This is a genomic window from Spirochaetota bacterium, assembly GCA_040756435.1.
GTDB lineage: Bacteria > Spirochaetota > UBA4802 > UBA4802 > UB4802 > UBA4802.
In genome coordinates, this window is the sequence record JBFLZD010000026.1 from 33508 (window position 1) to 52100 (window position 18593).

Below are 18593 nucleotides of genomic sequence, written 5' to 3' on the forward strand. Positions count from 1 at the left end.
AATGATATAACCATGGCTTTTATTTTAAAACTTTTATTTTTCAAGGTAAAGAAATTTATTTTTTACAATAATTTCATTTCGAACGCAAGTGAGAAATCTTTGCTTTTTTTATGGTAAGATTAGTCCTTATAACCATAGTATAAAATTTAGATAGATGCATACATTCGGCAGGTACAAAAAAGTATATAAATATTTACGACAATTTAATACATTCATTGCCTACTATACTCTTCTAGTGGAACTGATTGTATTGTGCATTCTCTTGTAGTTCCATATTATATGATCCAATAACCGTGGTGTAAGATGTGGATATTTACATTTTAATCCATTACATACGTGCACAAGGATTAATTGAGCTTCATAAGCTGTAATATTTTTTCCTGTAATATCATATAAAAAATTTACAATCATTCTGTCTGGTTTAATTAAATCTTCCTCTCCAGCAAGCATCAAGAAATATTTTAATGAAATGCCACTTGACTGACCTGGTATCTTTTTGATATCTGCTTCAAAATCAGTATTTGAAACTATTTTGTTTAGATCTTGAAAATAGTCAACCTTATATTTTTTTAGCACAGTAGCAAATTGAAAAACAGCTTCAGTTTTTAATATACCATTTTTGGTTGAAGTCCTTTGTCTTTTACCAAAAATTTCATCTGTAAACTTTGCAACACCTAATATACTCATTTTATAAAAAAAGTTTGATATTGACTCTTGATCTTCTTTTGGTGGAATACTGTATCGGTTTTCCCTTATCCGTTTAAGTTTGAAGTATTTACAATATCTACTTACCACTTGCTTGACAGATTCATACTTTACTCCTAATGACCATACGCTGTCAATGACACAGAGCGGCAAGCTTTGATAGTAATATTCTTCGCCTAATGTGGCATTTATTAAATTAAGTACCCGGTCACATTCATTTATTATTTTGATAATGTCCTCACGTATATACATATAAAAAGTCCTTATCATAAAATTTAAAATAATATTGTTATTAGTAATAGGTTACAATAAGGTTATTTGATAATTTTAATATGTATATCGTGTATTAAACAAGCAATTTTTAAATTTTAGAAATTTGAAAACGGCAGATTTAATAATTAATTTATTTTTTTATTTTTTACAAATTGACAATTTTTTATATTTTCCATTTCTGTTTCATACAATACTATTGACAATAATTGAATTAATATAAACCACAATATGAAAACCGAACCAAAAGATAAAAGCCTTTTTAATACCATAATGGTTGCCACCGGCATTTTCTTAAGCAGAATAGCTGGTTTAATCCGCGACCGTGTGTTTGCGCATTACTTTGGCAATTCGGATGCTGCAGATGCATTCAGAGCAGCATTTAGAATTCCAAATTTTTTGCAAAATCTTTTTGGCGAGGGCGTCCTTTCAGCTTCATTTATACCTGTATATGCTAAATTGCTTGCAGAAAAAAAGTTTGATCAGGCTACAAAACTTGCACAGACTATTGCTGGAATATTGTCACTTGTAATTTCATCACTTGTATTTATTGGAATCCTGATAACACCACTTCTTATCGATATCATTGCACCTGGTTTTCACGGTGAAAAGCGAGAGCTTACCATTTTACTTGTTCGTATATTTTTTCCAGGTGCAGGAATACTTGTATTTTCAGCATGGTGTTTGGGCATTTTAAATAGTCATGGTAAGTTCTTTTTATCGTATAGTGCACCGGTATTATGGAATATCATAATCATTATAACATTATTATTTTTTGGCGATAGTTCTCAGCAAAATGACCTTGCAAAATATACTGCAGCCGGATCAGTGGCTGGTAGTTTTTTACAGTTATTGATACAATTACCATTTGTTATCGTTATCATTAAACAGCTCAAACTACGACTTTCATTTAGAACACAGGAAGTAAGAACTGTTATTAATAATTTTATTCCGGTATTTTTTGGACGCGGAGTTGTTCAGATAAGTGCATACATTGATTCGTTACTTGCCAGTTTGCTACCTACCGGAGCTGTCGCCGCTATATCCTATGCCCAAACATTGTATATGCTACCAATAAGCCTATTTGGCATGTCAGTTTCCGCCGCTGAATTACCAGCCATGTCAAAAGTTATTGGCCCACAGGAAGAAATAGCTAAAAAACTTCAATCACGAATAAACAACGCAATAAAACGTATTGCATTTTATGTTGTGCCATCAACTATTGCATTTTTTATATTAGGCGATATTATTGTTGGGGCTATTTATCAAACTGGTGCATTTAGTACTCACGATACAACATTTGTGTGGATGGTACTTGCTGGTTCAACAGTTGGACTGCTTGCAATAACCCAAAGTAGATTATATTCATCTGCATTTTATGCAATGAATGACACTTGCACCCCTTTAAAATTTGCAATTTTACGCGTTATACTGTCAAGTATCATTGGTTTTTTTGCTTCTCAGTATGGGACTTTACTTCTAGGTATTAATAAACTGTATGGAACTGTAGGAATTACTGCAGCATCGGGATTTTCCGGGTGGATTGAATATAAATTGCTAAAAGCAACTATTTCTAAAAGAATTGGAGAAGTCGGATTACAAAAAAAATATCTTTTGTATTTATGGGCAAGTTCACTTATCGCAGCTTTAATAGCATTCAATATTAAAATCCATTTGCACTATCATCCTCTTATTCTAGCTGGAATAGTGCTTCCATTATATGGCGGTGTATACTTTGCTTGTACGTTCATATTCAGGATAGAAGAAATAATGAATATACTTAAAATGATTGGGTTTAAACGATAGATAACGAAAGAAAGTAAAACACTAAAATAAAGCTTTACGCCAACATTATGGCTTTGATCCATTCAATTATACGTTTCTGCTGTTCAATTCCACCGGCACTATGGCCTTCATCGGGGTATACTTCAATAGTTTTATCGCACTGTAAGTGATTGAAAAGGGCAAACACACATTCTGCAGGTGATAAAGAATCTTTAAAGCCAACTGTTGTTAATACCGGGCATGTTATAGCATTGACAAATTGCAAAGCATCAAAGTAATTGAGGTTTTTCTTTATTGTAGATTTTTTACTTCGATGTTCTTCAATAAAAGCATTTATTTCATTTGCTATCATGCTTTTTGCAATATTCTGTGCTTTATCCAGATAACAAAATGATGGTGTATCAAGAACAAGCGCCACAACCCTGTTAGAATTTGATGTGGTGAATAAAGCTACAGCACCTCCTAATCCCTTACCAATAATTGCTACTTTACTGCAATCAAGATCATTATGTAAACGCAATGCATCAATAGTTCGTAGACCATCTAAGTAAAGTCCTTTAACATAATAATCATCCTTTTCAAGGATACCTTCAGTCATAAATCCCGGATATTTGTTTTGTTCCTGATCATAATGAATGATGTTTCGGTGGCCTCGTAATTCTACAAAACAATATGCAAAGGGTAAATCAATGGGGAACTGAGCATAACTTTCAAGGTCATCATAATCATGAAATAAAATAACAACATGCGGTCGTGCTATTTTATCGGGAATATATAATGTGGCAAAAAGTTGGGTTTTGCCATATCCACTGTAAGTCATATCATAGGCAGAGAATTTGCCAGTTGATTTTCTTTTGTTATGTACATACTGGACATCAATTGGAGATTTTTTTAATTCGTTAATTGCATTCTGCCAAAATTTTTCAAAGTCATCTGGTCGGGATATTTTAGGTAGATGCAGGAAATATTTATCAAAATCGCTTACTAAAGCCATTGGGATATCACTGGTGAATTAATTTATAAAGAATCATATAGTTTGTTTTAAGAATAAGATAAATCAATGCTATCAGTACAACTATAAAAGATAGTATCATCAAAATAAATAAAAAAATACGTAAAGGTGATACAAAAGCATTTTTGATGCTCAATATAACAGGTATACCTGCTTTACGTAAATTTACTATTCTGTAAATTAAGAAATAGCAAATTACAGAAATAATGCCAAGATTGATGACAATCTCAACGATTTTGGTAAATATTTTAGGATAGCTTTTGGATAAAAGGACAATTGGAAAAATAATAAGATTTGAAATTAATATTATTAATAACAGGCTTATCAGTATGGCAACAGACAGCGTTAACGATTGCATTATGATATTTTTTATTGTATTATTTTGATTCATCAACATTTTCACCCATTTCTTTTAATGCTTCTTTAGCTGCCTTCTGTACTTTGGGACTTGGATCATACTGCATTTTATATTTCAAAATGTCAATAGTTCTTTTGTCTTTAAGATCTTTCATCAACTCAACTGCTCGCAGGCGTACAACTGGATTATTACTGCGTAAAGCCTCCATCAAACGGGGAATTGCATTGCTGTCTCCCATTTTTACCAGTGCAGCAGTACAATACATTGAAAAAGAATAATAATCTTTTCTTTTATTTACAGGATAGCTATCTATCTCTTTTATTATTTCTAGCAGATCGCCTGCTGTATCCTTTGCCCCAATTTTTGCCAGTGCTACAGCTGCATATGAACGTATGGTTGTATCTTCATCTTTGTCTTTGACAATTCCAAGTAAAAAATCTTTTGAACCGATATCTTCCAGATCACCAAGAAACAATATAAACAATTGCCGTAAATTATCTGTTGTTTTTGTATCTTTAATACGTTCAATGGCAAAATCTTTAAGCTGAGTAGCTTTTAATTTACCTAATGTCCGTATAAGGGCTTCGGTAAAATTGGAATTTTCAGTAAATTTTTGTTCCTTGAGTATGCTTTCTAATTGAGGTATTGCCTCTGTAGCTTTTAATGTGTCAATTGCATAAACAGCAGCAATTTTTACTTCCTCTGAGGTGTCGTTCAACGAAGTAATAATCCATGACGATGATGAACTGCTCTTAAGCTCGCTGACAACTGTAATAGCGGTGCGTTTAACTTCGGGATTTGTTTCCTGAGGCATAAGTTCATCCAATAGTTTTATAATTTCATTTTTTTGTGAAGGTTGCTTTAACGCTAATGTTGATTTTATTGCTTCTATTCTGTCATCCTGAATTCCATATTGAATTGTTTTTTTAATCCATTCTGTTTTTTTCTTTTCAGCTTCAATTTGTTTATCCTGTGAAATGTCCTTTTTCTTTTCATCAGATTGTTTTATATTTTCCTGTGATGTATTGCTAATATCTTTTTTTTCATCTTTAGCTGTTTCTGTAGTTACTGATGGTGTATTCTTTTCAGTTGATTTTTTCAGGGAACTATCGCCTACCGCATCCATATTTTTCTTTTCTAATTCTTGTGCATGCAAAAGCGATAGTGAAGCAAGCAAAATGATAAAAATAAAAAATATTTTTTTCATAAATATTCTCTCAATAAATATATTCATGGTATTATATAGTAACTATCGGCCTGATAAAGCAATTCTTTTTATGTCAACATATAAAAAGAGCTACTTTTATGTTAAAAATATAATATTATATCAATCAATTGTAAAATTCTTATGTTTAATATCTTGACTATTGTTTTAAAATACATATATTGTATATAATTGTGTTATGTAAGAAAGTTTCAGCTAACATAATTAAGCCAGATGTTTTGTATGAAATTCTATTTCGGGTGGAATTATATGAAAGTCAGATTCTTAACAACACTATTGCTCATTATAGCTTTTTCCTCAACAGTTTTTGCTTCTAATAAATATGCATTGATTGAACTGAATGGTTCGGTAAATCCTGTCATTGCCGATTACATAGTCAATTCAATTAAAAAAGCCAATCAGGATAATATGCAATTTGTTCTGATGATTATGGATACCCCTGGCGGGCTACTTAATTCAATGCGTGACATTATCAAAGCTATACTTGATTCTGAAATTCCTGTCATTGTATATACCTATCCTAAAGGTGCTCAAGCTGCATCTGCTGGTGGATTTATTATGATAGCTTCTCATATAGCAGCAATGTCACCGGGTACTGAGATAGGTGCCATGCATCCAGTAAGCCCATTTTTAAATTTCAGCCCGGAACAAAAACAAAACGGCATAATGGAAAAGAAAGTTTTAAATGATACTGTTGCTTATGCAAAAAGTTTGGCTGAATTACGAAGACGCAATATTACATGGGTGGAAAAAGCAGTCCGTGAAGCCATATCCAGCACCAATAATGAAGCACTCCGATTGGGTGTTATAGATGTTGTAGCTAATGATATCAATGATCTTTTAGAAAAAATCGATGGTAAAAAGATTAAAACAAAAGATATATATGTGGTTTTAAAAACAAAAAATATTCAACAACAGCAGTATACAATGGACTGGAAGGAAAAGATTTTAAATTACTTTGCTGATCCGCAGATGGTGTTCTTTTTGTTTTTAATTGCAGTTATTGGCATTGGTTTTGAATTAAAGAATCCGGGTATGATAATTCCCGGTATCATTGGTGCTATTGCATTATTTTTATTTTTACTGGCAGTCAAAGTATTGCCAATAAATTTTGCTGGACTTACGTTTATCATTTTAGCTATAATATTGTTCATACTGGAATTAAAATTCACAAGCTATGGGTTGCTAACCTTGGGTGGTATAATTTCCTTTGTTATTGGGGCAATGATCTTATTTGATTCTCCTTTGCCAGGTGGACAGATACCATTAACTTCAATTATTACTGTTCTTATTGTTCTGTTACTTTTTATATTTGTTGTAGTCCGTGCTGTAATTAAAGTACACACACAAAAGGCTGTTACCGGTATTGAGGGTATGATTGGTGAAAAAGGTGAGGCCACAATCGATTTTGCTGGAAAGGGAACAGTAGAAGTTCATGGAGAACTGTGGACTGCTATATCAAATGAACCTGTGAAAAAAGGTGATATAGTTGAAGTAGTAAAAATGGAAGGCATGGTGTTGCATGTAAAGAGGGTATAGCAATAAATAATAGGAAACAAGTTTAATACATATTCTAATTTTTTTAAAAGTCTTTTATTTACAAATAAAATTTAAGGAGGAACATAATGTTTCAAGCATTACCTACATTGATTATACTGTTAGTTTTATTAGCTGTATCAGCAATTAAAATAATCAGGGAATATGAAAGGGCTGTAGTATTCCGATTAGGTCGTTTATTGCAACCACCAACAGGCCCCAAAGGTCCAGGCCTGGTCATTATCATTCCATTTGTAGATAAGATGATCAGGGTTAGCCTGCGAACAGTTGCCATGGATGTACCACCACAGGATGTAATCACCCGTGATAACGTTTCTGTAAAAGTAAATGCTGTTATTTATTTCCGGGTTATAGAACCCAATAAAGCAATTACCGAAGTTGAAGATTACCTGTATGCTACATCACAGCTGGCACAGACAACGTTACGAAGCATTTTAGGTATGGTTGAACTTGATGATCTGTTAGCTGACCGAGAACGAATCAATCATGAATTGCAAAAGATCCTTGATAAGCAAACTGACCCATGGGGTATTAAAGTGACAGCTGTTGAAATCAAGCATGTTGACCTGCCACAGGAAATGCAGCGAGCTATGGCAAAACAGGCAGAAGCAGAGCGAGAACGAAGAGCCAAGGTTATAAACGCCGAAGGGGAATACCAGGCAGCTTCAAAAATGGTAGATGCTGCAAAACTTATGGAACCACATCCTATTGCATTACAGCTTCGTTATTTGCAGACGCTGCGTGAAGTTGCTACTGAAAAAAATTCCACCACATTGTTCCCAATACCAATTGATTTGGTTGAACCATTTTTAGCAGGCCGTAAGAAATAATTACTCAATAAGCCGCTTGAGGCGTGCAATTTCATTGAGCGCTTCAAGCGGTGTTAAATTTTCAATGTTTATATCTTTTAATGCTTGTGCCAATCTATGATGTGTTGCCTGAAATATTTCAAGTTGTTCTTCATTATCAGGAGCTTTAACTAAAGAATCAATCCGCGAAGATTTTTCAAGTTTTTCCAGAATTTTGTTTGCTTTTATAGTTACAGGCTTTGGAATACCAGCCAATTTAGCCACATGAATCCCATACGATTTGTCCGCTGCGCCAGGAACAACTTTATGCAAAAATTCTACGCCACTAATAGATTCCTTCACCATCACTGTATAATTAACAACTCCTTTTTTATTTATTTTAGTCAATTCATGATAGTGAGTAGCAAATAATGTTTTTGCCTTGATATAATTGGCAATGTACTCAACAACTGCCCATGCTATTGACATCCCATCATAGGTACTTGTCCCACGTCCAATCTCATCCATTATAATTAAGCTTTTATCGGTTGCATTGTTTAAGATGATAGCAGTTTCATTCATCTCAACAAGAAATGTCGATTCACCGCGTGCAATATTGTCACTTGCGCCAATACGGGTAAAGATTCTATCAACAATACACAGATTAGCATTTTGGGCAGGTATGAATGATCCAATCTGAGCCATAAGCTGAAGTACAGCAGCCATGCGTATATACGTTGATTTCCCCGACATATTGGGACCGGTAATAATTGCTATCACGTTGTCTGTAGTATCCAGATAAATGTCATTGGGCACAAATGGTTCTTTTATATAAAATTTTTCAACTACCGGGTGTCTTCCAGCCTTTATGTCAATGATACCTTCATTGTTCAACACTGGCCTGACGTAGTTGTTTTGATATGCTGCCAGGGCCAATGAACAAAACATGTCAAGTATGCCAATATTATATGCTAATTCTTGAATCTGTTGCTTATTAAATAGAATTCCCTCAACAATTGTCTCAAGTATCTCATTTTCAATCTTGATTATTGAATCATGTGCCTGCACCACATCTGTTTCAAACTTCTGCAGTGTTTCGGTTGTATAGCGCTCAGCATTAATTAACGTTTGTTTCCTGAAATAATCCTGTGGAACCTTTGCAGCTTGACCCTTGCTCACTTCAATGTAATAGCCAATAACTTTGTTATACCGTACTTTTAAGGTAGCAATATCTAAACGCTTTTTTTCTTCTTCCTGATAATTGAGAAGCCATTGTCGTGCATCAGTTTTTAACGTATATAGCCTATCAAGTTCAGCATTGACACCTTCTTTAATCACGCGTCCCTGTTCTGAAGAAAGCGGTGGATTTTCAACAATAGTATTTTTAATTTTGAGCGATAGTTCCTGTAAAGAATCGCTGATAGTGCCCAGCATATTAAAAAGCTTATCAGGATGTTGTTGCAATAATATATATACATCATTGGCTGCTTCAATGGATTGCTGCAAAGCAATAAAATCCCTATTGTAATATTTTTTCAAGGCAAAGCGAGAAACAAGCCGCTCCAGATCATGAATATGCGATAACGCATCATGGATTTCCTTTAAAAGATTAATATTACCCATAAGATATGATATAATGTCATAACGGCTTTCAAGAGCAACTGCGTCAAGCAATGGATACAGAAGTGCTCGTTCTAACGTCCGTTTCCCCATTGCAGTCTGTGTATGATTGAGCACACCAAAAAGCGAATGAAGTTTTGAACCATCCTGACTTTTTAAGATTTCAAGATTATGGATAGTTTGATGGTCTAAAACCATAAATTCACTGCGGCTAACATTCTTTGGATATTTCAGGTGCACCAGCGCACTTTTGTGAGTATCCTTTAAATAGTGAAGCAGTGAACCAACAGTAAGAATTGCTGTATGTGTTAATCCCAACCCCTTAATATTGCTTAATCCATAGATATCACATATTATATTAGAAAGATATTCAACATCATAATACCACTCATTAATAGATGCTAAAGCAATGTCATGCTGTTTTAAAAGGTCATGTAAAAATGTGAGTTCCTGCGGGGATCCGTATAACAGCATTTCTTTTGGTGAAAAACGTGAAATTTCAGTAGCCATGAATTCACGATTATAATCTGCAGCTGAAAGAAAAAAATCGCCTGTCGATACATCAACAAATCCAGTACAAACCGTATTGTTATGAATGACCACTGAACCTAAGTAATTATTTTCATCTGATGCAATAAGGTTGCTTTCAATGACAGTACCTGGAGTAATGACGCGGATAACTTCGCGTTTTACAATAGAACTTGACGATGGAGGTTCCATCTGTTCACAAATTGCCACACGGTATCCAGATTTGATAAGTCGGGCAATGTAGCTGTCAGCAGCGTGATATGGCACACCACACATGGGAATATCATTTTGCCGTGAAGTCAGAGCAATATCTAAAACTTTGGAAGCAATCTTTGCATCATCAAAGAACATCTCATAAAAATCGCCAAGCCTGAAAAACAGTATCTCATCTTTGTAATTTTGCTTAATCGCAAGATACTGTCGCATCATGGGAGTTAGTTCTTTATCATTGCCCATAGATATACTGCTTCCCATCCTGTTCAAATATTTCAATAATAAACCCGTTAATGCCTAACTCTTCAGCCAATTGTATTTTAATACTCATGCCTTCATCAAGTGAATTGAAATGGCCTGCATATATGTCAAAAAATTTTTCTTTCCTGACGATATGTACAGGCACCACATAATTAACAATCAATTTTTGTAATTCTTTTGCTTTTTGTAAATTATAAAAAGGCCCAATAGTAATGGTATAATATATGGTTTGTTTTTGTTGGGTTTCTTTTTCTTCCACATCAGGTTTAATATCAATAGCTTCACTCTGAGCAATAATCTTTTCATCAGGCACAAACGCAACAGTTTTAGGATTAAATTTCTTTACAAGTTGAGCATAATTATACGCCTTCACTGCTTCAGGTGATTTTGGGAATTGAGCCATCAAAAAATTATACGTTGACCAGGCTTCGTTGTACATTCTATTATATTCATAATATTGTCCCAATTGCAGTAAACAGGTGGGATATATAGCTGCTTCAGAATAGCCATGTATCAGTTCGGCAAGACCTTTAATGTATTGACGTGCATATCCGTACATCTGTCTGTCCATCTCTGCTTTTAAGAACAAACTGTATGCCAGCGTATTTAGCTGGCGTGAGTATTCAGGTATTTTTTCACAATCGTTGACCCCATCATCATAATGGTTGTGGTTATAATGAGCTATCGCCCGAAACTGTAAAAATATTGGGCGATAGTTACTGGCGCTACACTCTTTGATTGCCTGGTTGCAGACAGCAAGCAGGTTGCCCCAATCGCTTTTTATATAATAGAGCTGACATAGTGATAAAAATGCCACATCACGTTTTGCATAATAGCGATAGTTACTGATTATTATATGATACTCTGCAATGCTTCTATCTACTGTTGAAGCTCTGTCAGCCATTAGCATTCTGATATCAGGAATATAGTTACTGTTTGGATAAGTCTTGAAGTATTTATTTACAAGTTCCTGCTTGTTGCTACTGTTTAATTGATATGCTTTCTGAATTGCTTCAAAATCAGACTGTTCACCAGCTAACGTGATAGTGGTAAACAATACAACAATGCCTATTGTTTTAAGCGCTACGCTCACCATAGAGCGTTGAACCTTTTAATGATACGATAGTTACTGTGTATTTTTTCCCAATATCTTCTTTCCCACCTTTAATAATAACAGGATGATTATAAATGGTTTTACCCATAACTTCATTTTCCGATTTTTTACTGATCCGTTCTACAATCATATCGGTAGTAGTGTGTATGTGATTCATCAATCGTTTTTGGGAAATCTCACGCACAGTTTGTATTAACATATCAAGTCTTTCCTGCTTGACTATATCAGACACTGAATCAGCTAGTGTGAAAGCTTTTGTGCCTTCACGCGGCGAATACTTATAGGTAAACGCTTCATCAAACTGTATGGTACGTACAGCATCAATTGTGTCTTCAAAATCTTTTTGTGTTTCACCAGGAAAGCCCACAATAAGATCAGTAGATATGGAAGCCATAGGTAGTAGCTTATGTATTGCCTCTATTATTGCGTAATAGTGTTTCATGGTATACTGGCGGTTCATTGCCTGTAGTATGGTATCCGAGCCACTTTGCAAAGGAAGATGTATGCTACGAGCAATGACAGGATTATCTTGTATAACATGAAGTATTTCTATATTAAAATCTTTTGGGTGTGAAGTTAAAAAGTTTAATTTATATAATCCAGGCAACATGGCAATGTTTTCAAGCAGTGTATAAAATGGTACATCGCCTGAATCCTGACCATACTGGTTTACGTTTTGTCCTAACAATGTAATTTCAGTTATTCCGTTGTCAATGAGCAGTTTACAGTAATCAATAATCTGCTGTGAAGGGAAGGATATAAGCTTGCCCCGTACATAAGGGACAATGCAATATGCGCAATAATTTTCACATCCATGGGATATGGTAACCCACTTATGCCATGGCAATTCATCCTTATGAGCAACCAGTGAAGGATGAATTCGTGATGCAAAATCCTTTACATCCTGTGATGTGTACTCGCTAATACCTTGATTATGGATGAAACTTTTGATAATTGAACCAATTTTAGGTGAGTGGTAGGGACCTACAACTAAATCTACGCCGTAATTACTCCGCAATTCCCAGCTCAATCGTTGTGCCATGCAGCCGGCAACAATAATGATGGAGTTCTTATAGGTATTACGGGCTTCAACAATATGAGCCAGGGCTCTGTCCTCTGCATGTTTGCGGACTGCACAGGTGTTGAATATGATGATATCTCCATACGTTGTGCTTTTTACAAAACCTTCCTGTGCCAGTGAAACTTCCATTAATTCAGAATCGCTTTTATTCATCTGACAGCCAAAGGTTACTATGGTAAATGTTTTTAGTGTTTTCATAGTTTGCTTTCATTAAATTTTGCTATTACATTTTTAGCATATAGTTGTTGAATTGTATGTTCATTATAGCCAATAGATTGTAAAATTTCATCATTATTATAGCCAAGCGATACACCTGCTGAATGCGCAATATAGTTTTGCGATAAAAACTTAATTGGATTTCCAATCTGTTTAAATACAGAACCCTTACCATCCATAATTGAAACTATCATATCGCGTTCAGAAAGCGGGGGATTGTTTATAGCTTCTTCAAGTGTTCTTACTGGTTCAATACAAGCATCAACGTTTGAAAATACTGCAATCCAGTGTGATAAAGGTTGCGATGCAATAATAGCAGCAATCTTTTTTTTATGGAAATGAACAGCTTCAGGTGAAAAATCCATATTTTGCAGTATATCAGTATAGCCAATTGCCTGGCAAAAACTCTGGAAAAACTTTGGTTCAATGGGCCCTACTGACAAAAAGCGTCCATCGGATGTTGGATAGTAATCATATATTCCCCCACCATTGAGCATTTGCGTTTCAGGCTGTGGTAATGGTTCGCCTTCCAGGTATGCTGCTGTGGTAAATGCACTCATGGCAAATACGCCATCAGTAATAGAAATGTCTATATAATCTCCCTCACCAGTAGCCTGTCGTTTGATATATGCTGCTAATATACCAATTACCATATTCTTAGCACCACTGGCAATATCAGCAATCTGAATGCCGTGAAGGGAAGGGCCTGTAGTTTTCTTTCCTGAAAAGGAATCAACTCCAGATAGTGCCATGTAGTTGATATCGTGTCCCGCTCGCAATGCGTAACTTCCTGTTTGCCCATAACCTGACAATGAACAATATATTATAGAAGAGTTAATGGTTTTTAAATCATTATATCCAAAACCCAACTTTTCCAGAACTTTTGGCCTGAACTGCTCTATAATAATGTCATAGTCTTTTACAAGTGCGTATATAATATCTTTTGCTTCCGGTGATTTTAAATCAAGTGCTAAAGACTTTTTACCACGGTTAATATGCGCATAAACAGCTGAAATACCATTAACAATTGGTGGAAGCATCCTTAACATATCGGGATTGTTGGGATTTTCCACTTTGATTATATCAGCACCTAAATCAGCTAACATCATGGTACCATAAGGACCAGGTAGCAGGTATGTGAAATCTAATATTTTAAGATTTTTCAATGGATAATTCATATTTACCTCATGTTATACTACACTGTCAATGTCTATATGTATAAATAGATATTAGTCAAGTAAAAGTTTATGAGAATCTATCATCCCTTTATTGATATTTTTCAATTGGTTGATTTTCATATAATTTCTGGCTTTATAAACTATGTCTTTATCATGATTGTAATTGGTGAAAAAGCTTTAGTATGGCTTTCCAATGGTAAATTTGACGTTTTGAAAATTATATATCATTTTATTTGTAAAAATTTTTAGTATATTTTAATATAATTATTGTTTTTTATTTATACCTAGACTACATTATTTTTGGAATTTATTCAATTTTTTTATGGGGTAAATTAATGCAACCAAAACAGCTTATCAAACAGTTTCAGAAATATGGGAGTGCTGTTATCTTATTTAATGCATTACTATTTGTCATTATTATGAGCAGCTCATTCCCATTATTTAAAGATATCAGGCTGTTATTAGCATTTATTATTTTCTGGGTTATATCTTTTTCATCATTATTCACATATTACATGTGGATGGTTATTAGTATACTACGATTATTTGAAAGTGAAGACCCACAAAAGCATGAAAAGATCTTTAATAAATTTAAGACAGGTGCACAACAAACAATGTTGCTTAATATGGGGTATTTAATTATTGTATATATCCCTTTGTTTTTCTTAATGTATTTTAAATTTGGGTACAATAACTTATATTATCATTTTTATGTTTTCTTTATTTTAGTGTTTGTGTTCTTATTTATTGGGTTCAATTCTATGCAGGTATGGTATACCAGGACATATCCACTGGGACGTTTTGGGATACCAGTTGCAGTTCAAAGACTACGTAGTAAAATTATTAGCATAGTCATACCTATAACACTTTTAACATCTGTATTTCTTCTGGTATTATTTTATCGTATAGATAAATCAAATGTTGATTCATTACTAACAGCCAGAATAAATGATAGTTTTACTACAATTCAATTAGATACTAATGAAGCGTTTACTCAAAGCATACCAACTGTAATTAAAGAATATGGAGGCGTAATTCTTGTTTCTGAAGATAACATTGTTATTATGAGTAATAGAGATGAATTTTTATCATTACCCCTTACGCAAACAATTAAAAAAGGAAACCAGCCACAATTTTTATATAATGATACCATTCAATTTATTCAAAATATAAAAGCTACCAGGTATTCAAAAGTAGATGGTGTATTTGAAGGCAATCACGCTGTGTTATTTGGTTATACTATGCCTCAGAGCAATCGTATTATAATGGCTGCATTTGATGAAAAGATATTGTATAAAACTGTATACAGAAGTTTATTTTTGATAATACTTGGCATGATAGTACTTAATTTAATCGTCAGATATCTTATTAACCGACAGCTGATGAAACTTTCAAAAGCTATTGATATAGCTATGCCAGCCTTACAAAAGGCAACCAAAGGCGATCTGACAGGTGAAATTACATTAGTAAAATCACGTGATATAATGGAGGATTTTATACGAAGTTTTATTGGTTTCAGGGAAGTTATTATTGAATTTATACAGAAATCTAATGAACTCAGCGAAAAGGTACTTATTTCATCCGAAGCCTTAGCATTCTCAGGAAAATCAATAAAGGAAGAGGCTTCACAACAGGCACAAAATATTGAACAGGTTACTTCAATTATAGCCGAAGTATCCAGTTCCTTTTATACAATTGCATCCGATGCCAATAAGCAAAGTGATATCTTGAAAAATCTTGAAGATATTGTTAATAATCTTAATGCTGCAATGAATACATTAAATAACGATGCACAGCAGGTCATCGTAGCAATACGAGGAGTTGAAAAAAATGCTCATGATAGTGAAAATCTTGTTACCAGTACGGCAGAATCATCAAAGCATATAGCAAGTTTTTTTGAAAATATTATGAATGTTATAGGATTAATATCTGATATTGCGGAACAGGTTAACCTTTTGTCACTAAATGCGTCAATTGAAGCAGCAAGAGCTGGTGAACATGGAAGAGGATTTGCTGTGGTTGCAGAAGAAATCTCAAGACTTGCAGACAGAACTTCGCAAAACCTTAAGGAAATTTCAAAAATAATAAATGAAGGCAATAGTGCCATGAATAGCAACATGAGCATGATGGACACCATGCGAAAAGTATTGATGAATATCATGCAGGATATTGAACGCAGTGTAACATTAATAACAGGTTTTATTGAAACAATTAATCAAAGAGTTCAAGATTTTGCAAGGATTCATGAAGGCATTGCCAGTGCCAGCGAGTTTTCCAAAGGACTATCGCTTTCAATGGCTGAATTGAGCGATAATACCAAAAAGATAGTCCAATCCATTGAAAACGTTAATGCAGTTGCAGGCCAATTTGTGGCATTATCTGAAAACCTTACAAACACTTCATCAGAACTTGAATCTATGGCAGCAGAACTTAAAAAAGTTATTGAGCGTTTTAAGATATGATGAAACGAACACTTACGCCATTATTAGCATAAAGTGCACAATTTATTTATTCCAAACCTGCTTTTTTAAATACATAATCAATATTATGCAAAAAATTTTCCAGTTTGAATATTTCTTCTATTTCATCATGTGAAAGTTTTGCAGTTATTCTTTCATCATTCAGCGATAGTTCCTTTAAAGAGCCCCCTGCATTCCATACTTTCATTGCATTATCCTGTACTATCTGGTAAGCTACTTCACGAGTATAACCTTTTTCTACCAGTTTAAGTAACAATCCCTGTGAATAAAACAATCCACCAGTTTTTTCAATGGTTTTCATCATGGCATCAGGATATACATGAAGATTTTCAAGTATAAACATCATCTTTGTAAGCAGATAATCAAGTGCAATAGTGCTATCGGGCAATATTACACGCTCCGCTGATGAATGTGATATATCACGTTCATGCCACAATGTCATGTTATCCAGTGCTACCATAAGGTTTGCCTTTATGACCCGTGATAGCCCTGACACCCGCTCACACAAGATGGGATTTCGTTTATGAGGCATTGCCGAGGAGCCTTTCTGACCTTTTTGAAAAGGTTCTTCAACTTCACGTACTTCCGTCCGTTGAAGGTGGCGTATTTCAGTTGCCAATTTATCCAGTGTTCCTGCGCAAATAGCTACAGCTGACATGTAGTGTGCATGTCTATCTCTTTGTATAATTTGTGTTGATATTGGATCAGGTTTAAGCCCCAATTTTTTACATACTATCTCTTCAACACGCGGATCAATATTGCTGAACGTGCCAACAGCACCTGAAAGCTTTCCATACGATATTTCATCAATTGCATCCTGCATTCTTTTGCGGTTACGTAAAAATTCATGATAATACAATGCCATCTTAGTGCCAAATGTCGTTGGTTCTGCGTGAACGCCATGGGAGCGCCCCATACATGGAGTATGTTTGTATTTGACTGCTAATTTTTTCAGTACTTGAAGAAGCTGGTCAATATCATGAAGTATAATTTCACCAGCCTGTTTCATTTGAATTGATAGTGCAGTGTCAACAATATCACTTGATGTGAGACCATAATGAATGTATCTGCTTGATGGTCCAACATATTCTGCAACGCAGGTTAAAAATGCTATCACATCATGGTGCACCTGATTTTCTATCTCTTCAATGCGGGTAACATTAAAGTTTGCTTTTTCTTTTATTATTGCCAAATCCTGCTGTGGTATAACTCCTAACTGTGCATTTGCTTCGCAGGCAGCTATCTCAATATCAAGCCATATTTTAAATTTATTTTCCAGTGACCATATATTAGCAATTTCTTTCCGTGAATACCTATCAATCATATAAACCTCTTACTACACCTTATAATTCATAATAAATTAAAGAAAAAGTAAATTTTCCTTCAATAAGGAAAATAATCAAGTAAAAAAAAGATAATTTGGGATAGTTAGTAAATTACTGCTTGACGGATAGGATAACAATATAGCATCAATGTATAACAATACAAATTTTTAATCAGGGTATATCATGGAATATCTTAATCAAATACGTGATTTTGTGTGGGGAGCCCCACTGATCATTTTGCTGCTGGGAACTGGAATATATCTTACCATATTGCTTAAAGGATTACAATTCAGGACGCTGTTTTCTTCATTATACCTGGCATTAATTAAACGAAAAGAGTACGGTGCACATCCTGGTGATATTTCACATTTTCAGGCTTTAATGACAGCACTGGCTGCCACTGTGGGCACTGGAAACATTGCAGGAGTTGCATCAGCTATTGCTATTGGTGGGCCTGGTGCAATGTTCTGGATGTGGCTTACCGGGTTATTTGGAATGGCCACAAAGTACAGTGAAGCTGTTTTGGCAGTCAAATATCGTGAAGTTGATGGACTGGGAACCATGTCCGGCGGGCCAATGTATTACATAGAAAAAGGGTTAAAAAATAACTGGCTTGCCATGATTTTTGCAATATTTGCTGCATGTGCTGCATTTGGCACAGGTAACATGATACAATCAAACTCAGTTGCTGAAGCCATGAAAGCAACGTTTAACATTGACCACTGGATTACCGGGATTGCTCTTTTTATTTTAACTTTTCTTGTTATTATGGGTGGCATCAAAAGTATCGCACGGGCAGCTTCGGCAATAGTTCCTGTGATGATTTTATTTTACATAATTGCTGGAACAATAATATTAATTATTTATCGATCAAATA

Annotated in this window: 13 protein-coding genes; 5 read left to right on the forward strand and 8 right to left on the reverse strand. The window is 34.5% G+C overall.

Annotated elements, in window-relative coordinates; all coding sequences use genetic code 11:
• Window positions 1-222: 222 nt before the first annotated feature.
• Window positions 223-957, reverse strand: a complete 735-nt coding sequence (locus AB1444_08900; protein MEW6526768.1) for a hypothetical protein — start codon at window positions 955-957, stop codon at window positions 223-225.
• 249 nt (window positions 958-1206) lie between these two features.
• Here AB1444_08900 and murJ point away from each other — a divergent pair, with 249 nt between their 5' ends.
• A complete protein-coding gene (gene murJ, locus AB1444_08905) occupies window positions 1207-2781 on the forward strand; it encodes a murein biosynthesis integral membrane protein MurJ (protein ID MEW6526769.1) in 1575 nt (524 codons plus the stop codon).
• A 34-nt stretch (window positions 2782-2815) separates the two neighbouring features.
• Here murJ and AB1444_08910 read toward each other — a convergent pair whose 3' ends face one another.
• Window positions 2816-3754: an acetylxylan esterase gene (locus tag AB1444_08910; protein MEW6526770.1), complete on the reverse strand. Its 939-nt coding sequence runs from the start codon at window positions 3752-3754 to the stop codon at window positions 2816-2818.
• Window positions 3755-4149: 395 nt separating this feature from the next.
• On the reverse strand, window positions 4150-5337 hold the full coding sequence (locus AB1444_08915) for a HEAT repeat domain-containing protein (protein MEW6526771.1): 1188 nt from the start codon (window positions 5335-5337) through the stop codon (window positions 4150-4152).
• Between the two features lie 267 nt (window positions 5338-5604).
• Between AB1444_08915 and AB1444_08920 the strand changes: the two genes are divergently transcribed.
• Window positions 5605-6894: a nodulation protein NfeD gene (locus tag AB1444_08920; protein ID MEW6526772.1), complete on the forward strand. Its 1290-nt coding sequence runs from the start codon at window positions 5605-5607 to the stop codon at window positions 6892-6894.
• Window positions 6895-6980: 86 nt separating this feature from the next.
• Window positions 6981-7742: a slipin family protein gene (locus AB1444_08925; protein MEW6526773.1), complete on the forward strand. Its 762-nt coding sequence runs from the start codon at window positions 6981-6983 to the stop codon at window positions 7740-7742.
• Here AB1444_08925 and mutS read toward each other — a convergent pair whose 3' ends face one another.
• From mutS to AB1444_08945, 4 genes are read right to left on the reverse strand one after another with little or no spacing between them, the layout of a single operon-like run.
• Window positions 7743-10304, reverse strand: a complete 2562-nt coding sequence (mutS, locus tag AB1444_08930) for a DNA mismatch repair protein MutS (GenBank protein ID MEW6526774.1) — start codon at window positions 10302-10304, stop codon at window positions 7743-7745.
• The gene (locus tag AB1444_08935) at window positions 10294-11418 is read right to left on the reverse strand and encodes a hypothetical protein (GenBank protein MEW6526775.1); all 1125 of its coding nucleotides are present in this window, start codon (window positions 11416-11418) and stop codon (window positions 10294-10296) included. The genes mutS and AB1444_08935 overlap by 11 nt, the downstream gene beginning before the upstream one ends.
• The gene (gene miaB / locus AB1444_08940; GenBank protein MEW6526776.1) at window positions 11399-12715 is read right to left on the reverse strand and encodes a tRNA (N6-isopentenyl adenosine(37)-C2)-methylthiotransferase MiaB; all 1317 of its coding nucleotides are present in this window, start codon (window positions 12713-12715) and stop codon (window positions 11399-11401) included. Before miaB ends, AB1444_08935 begins: the two co-directional genes overlap by 20 nt.
• Window positions 12712-13911: a CaiB/BaiF CoA-transferase family protein gene (locus AB1444_08945; GenBank protein MEW6526777.1), complete on the reverse strand. Its 1200-nt coding sequence runs from the start codon at window positions 13909-13911 to the stop codon at window positions 12712-12714. The genes miaB and AB1444_08945 overlap by 4 nt, the downstream gene beginning before the upstream one ends.
• 335 nt (window positions 13912-14246) lie before the next feature.
• On the opposite strand from AB1444_08945, the gene AB1444_08950 reads away from it, so the two are divergent.
• Window positions 14247-16373, forward strand: a complete 2127-nt coding sequence (locus tag AB1444_08950) for a methyl-accepting chemotaxis protein (protein MEW6526778.1) — start codon at window positions 14247-14249, stop codon at window positions 16371-16373.
• Between the two features lie 46 nt (window positions 16374-16419).
• Here the strand turns inward: AB1444_08950 and purB are convergent, their stop codons facing one another.
• On the reverse strand, window positions 16420-17715 hold the full coding sequence (gene purB / locus AB1444_08955) for an adenylosuccinate lyase (GenBank protein MEW6526779.1): 1296 nt from the start codon (window positions 17713-17715) through the stop codon (window positions 16420-16422).
• A gap of 184 nt (window positions 17716-17899) precedes the next feature.
• On the opposite strand from purB, the gene AB1444_08960 reads away from it, so the two are divergent.
• The coding region (locus tag AB1444_08960; GenBank protein MEW6526780.1) for an amino acid carrier protein at window positions 17900-18593 on the forward strand (694 nt) is incomplete at its 3' end.

What these genes read in the sequence shown, in the direction of transcription:
- AB1444_08900 (MEW6526768.1), bottom strand. Translation starts at nt 957, where the DNA reads ATGTATATACGTGAGGACATTATCAAAATAATAAATGAATGTGACCGG.
- murJ (MEW6526769.1), top strand. Translation starts at nt 1,207, where the DNA reads ATGAAAACCGAACCAAAAGATAAAAGCCTTTTTAATACCATAATGGTT.
- AB1444_08910 (MEW6526770.1), bottom strand. Translation starts at nt 3,754, where the DNA reads ATGGCTTTAGTAAGCGATTTTGATAAATATTTCCTGCATCTACCTAAA.
- AB1444_08915 (MEW6526771.1), bottom strand. Translation starts at nt 5,337, where the DNA reads ATGAAAAAAATATTTTTTATTTTTATCATTTTGCTTGCTTCACTATCG.
- AB1444_08920 (MEW6526772.1), top strand. Translation starts at nt 5,605, where the DNA reads ATGAAAGTCAGATTCTTAACAACACTATTGCTCATTATAGCTTTTTCC.
- AB1444_08925 (MEW6526773.1), top strand. Translation starts at nt 6,981, where the DNA reads ATGTTTCAAGCATTACCTACATTGATTATACTGTTAGTTTTATTAGCT.
- mutS (MEW6526774.1), bottom strand. Translation starts at nt 10,304, where the DNA reads ATGGGCAATGATAAAGAACTAACTCCCATGATGCGACAGTATCTTGCG.
- AB1444_08935 (MEW6526775.1), bottom strand. Translation starts at nt 11,418, where the DNA reads ATGGTGAGCGTAGCGCTTAAAACAATAGGCATTGTTGTATTGTTTACC.
- miaB (MEW6526776.1), bottom strand. Translation starts at nt 12,715, where the DNA reads ATGAAAACACTAAAAACATTTACCATAGTAACCTTTGGCTGTCAGATG.
- AB1444_08945 (MEW6526777.1), bottom strand. Translation starts at nt 13,911, where the DNA reads ATGAATTATCCATTGAAAAATCTTAAAATATTAGATTTCACATACCTG.
- AB1444_08950 (MEW6526778.1), top strand. Translation starts at nt 14,247, where the DNA reads ATGCAACCAAAACAGCTTATCAAACAGTTTCAGAAATATGGGAGTGCT.
- purB (MEW6526779.1), bottom strand. Translation starts at nt 17,715, where the DNA reads ATGATTGATAGGTATTCACGGAAAGAAATTGCTAATATATGGTCACTG.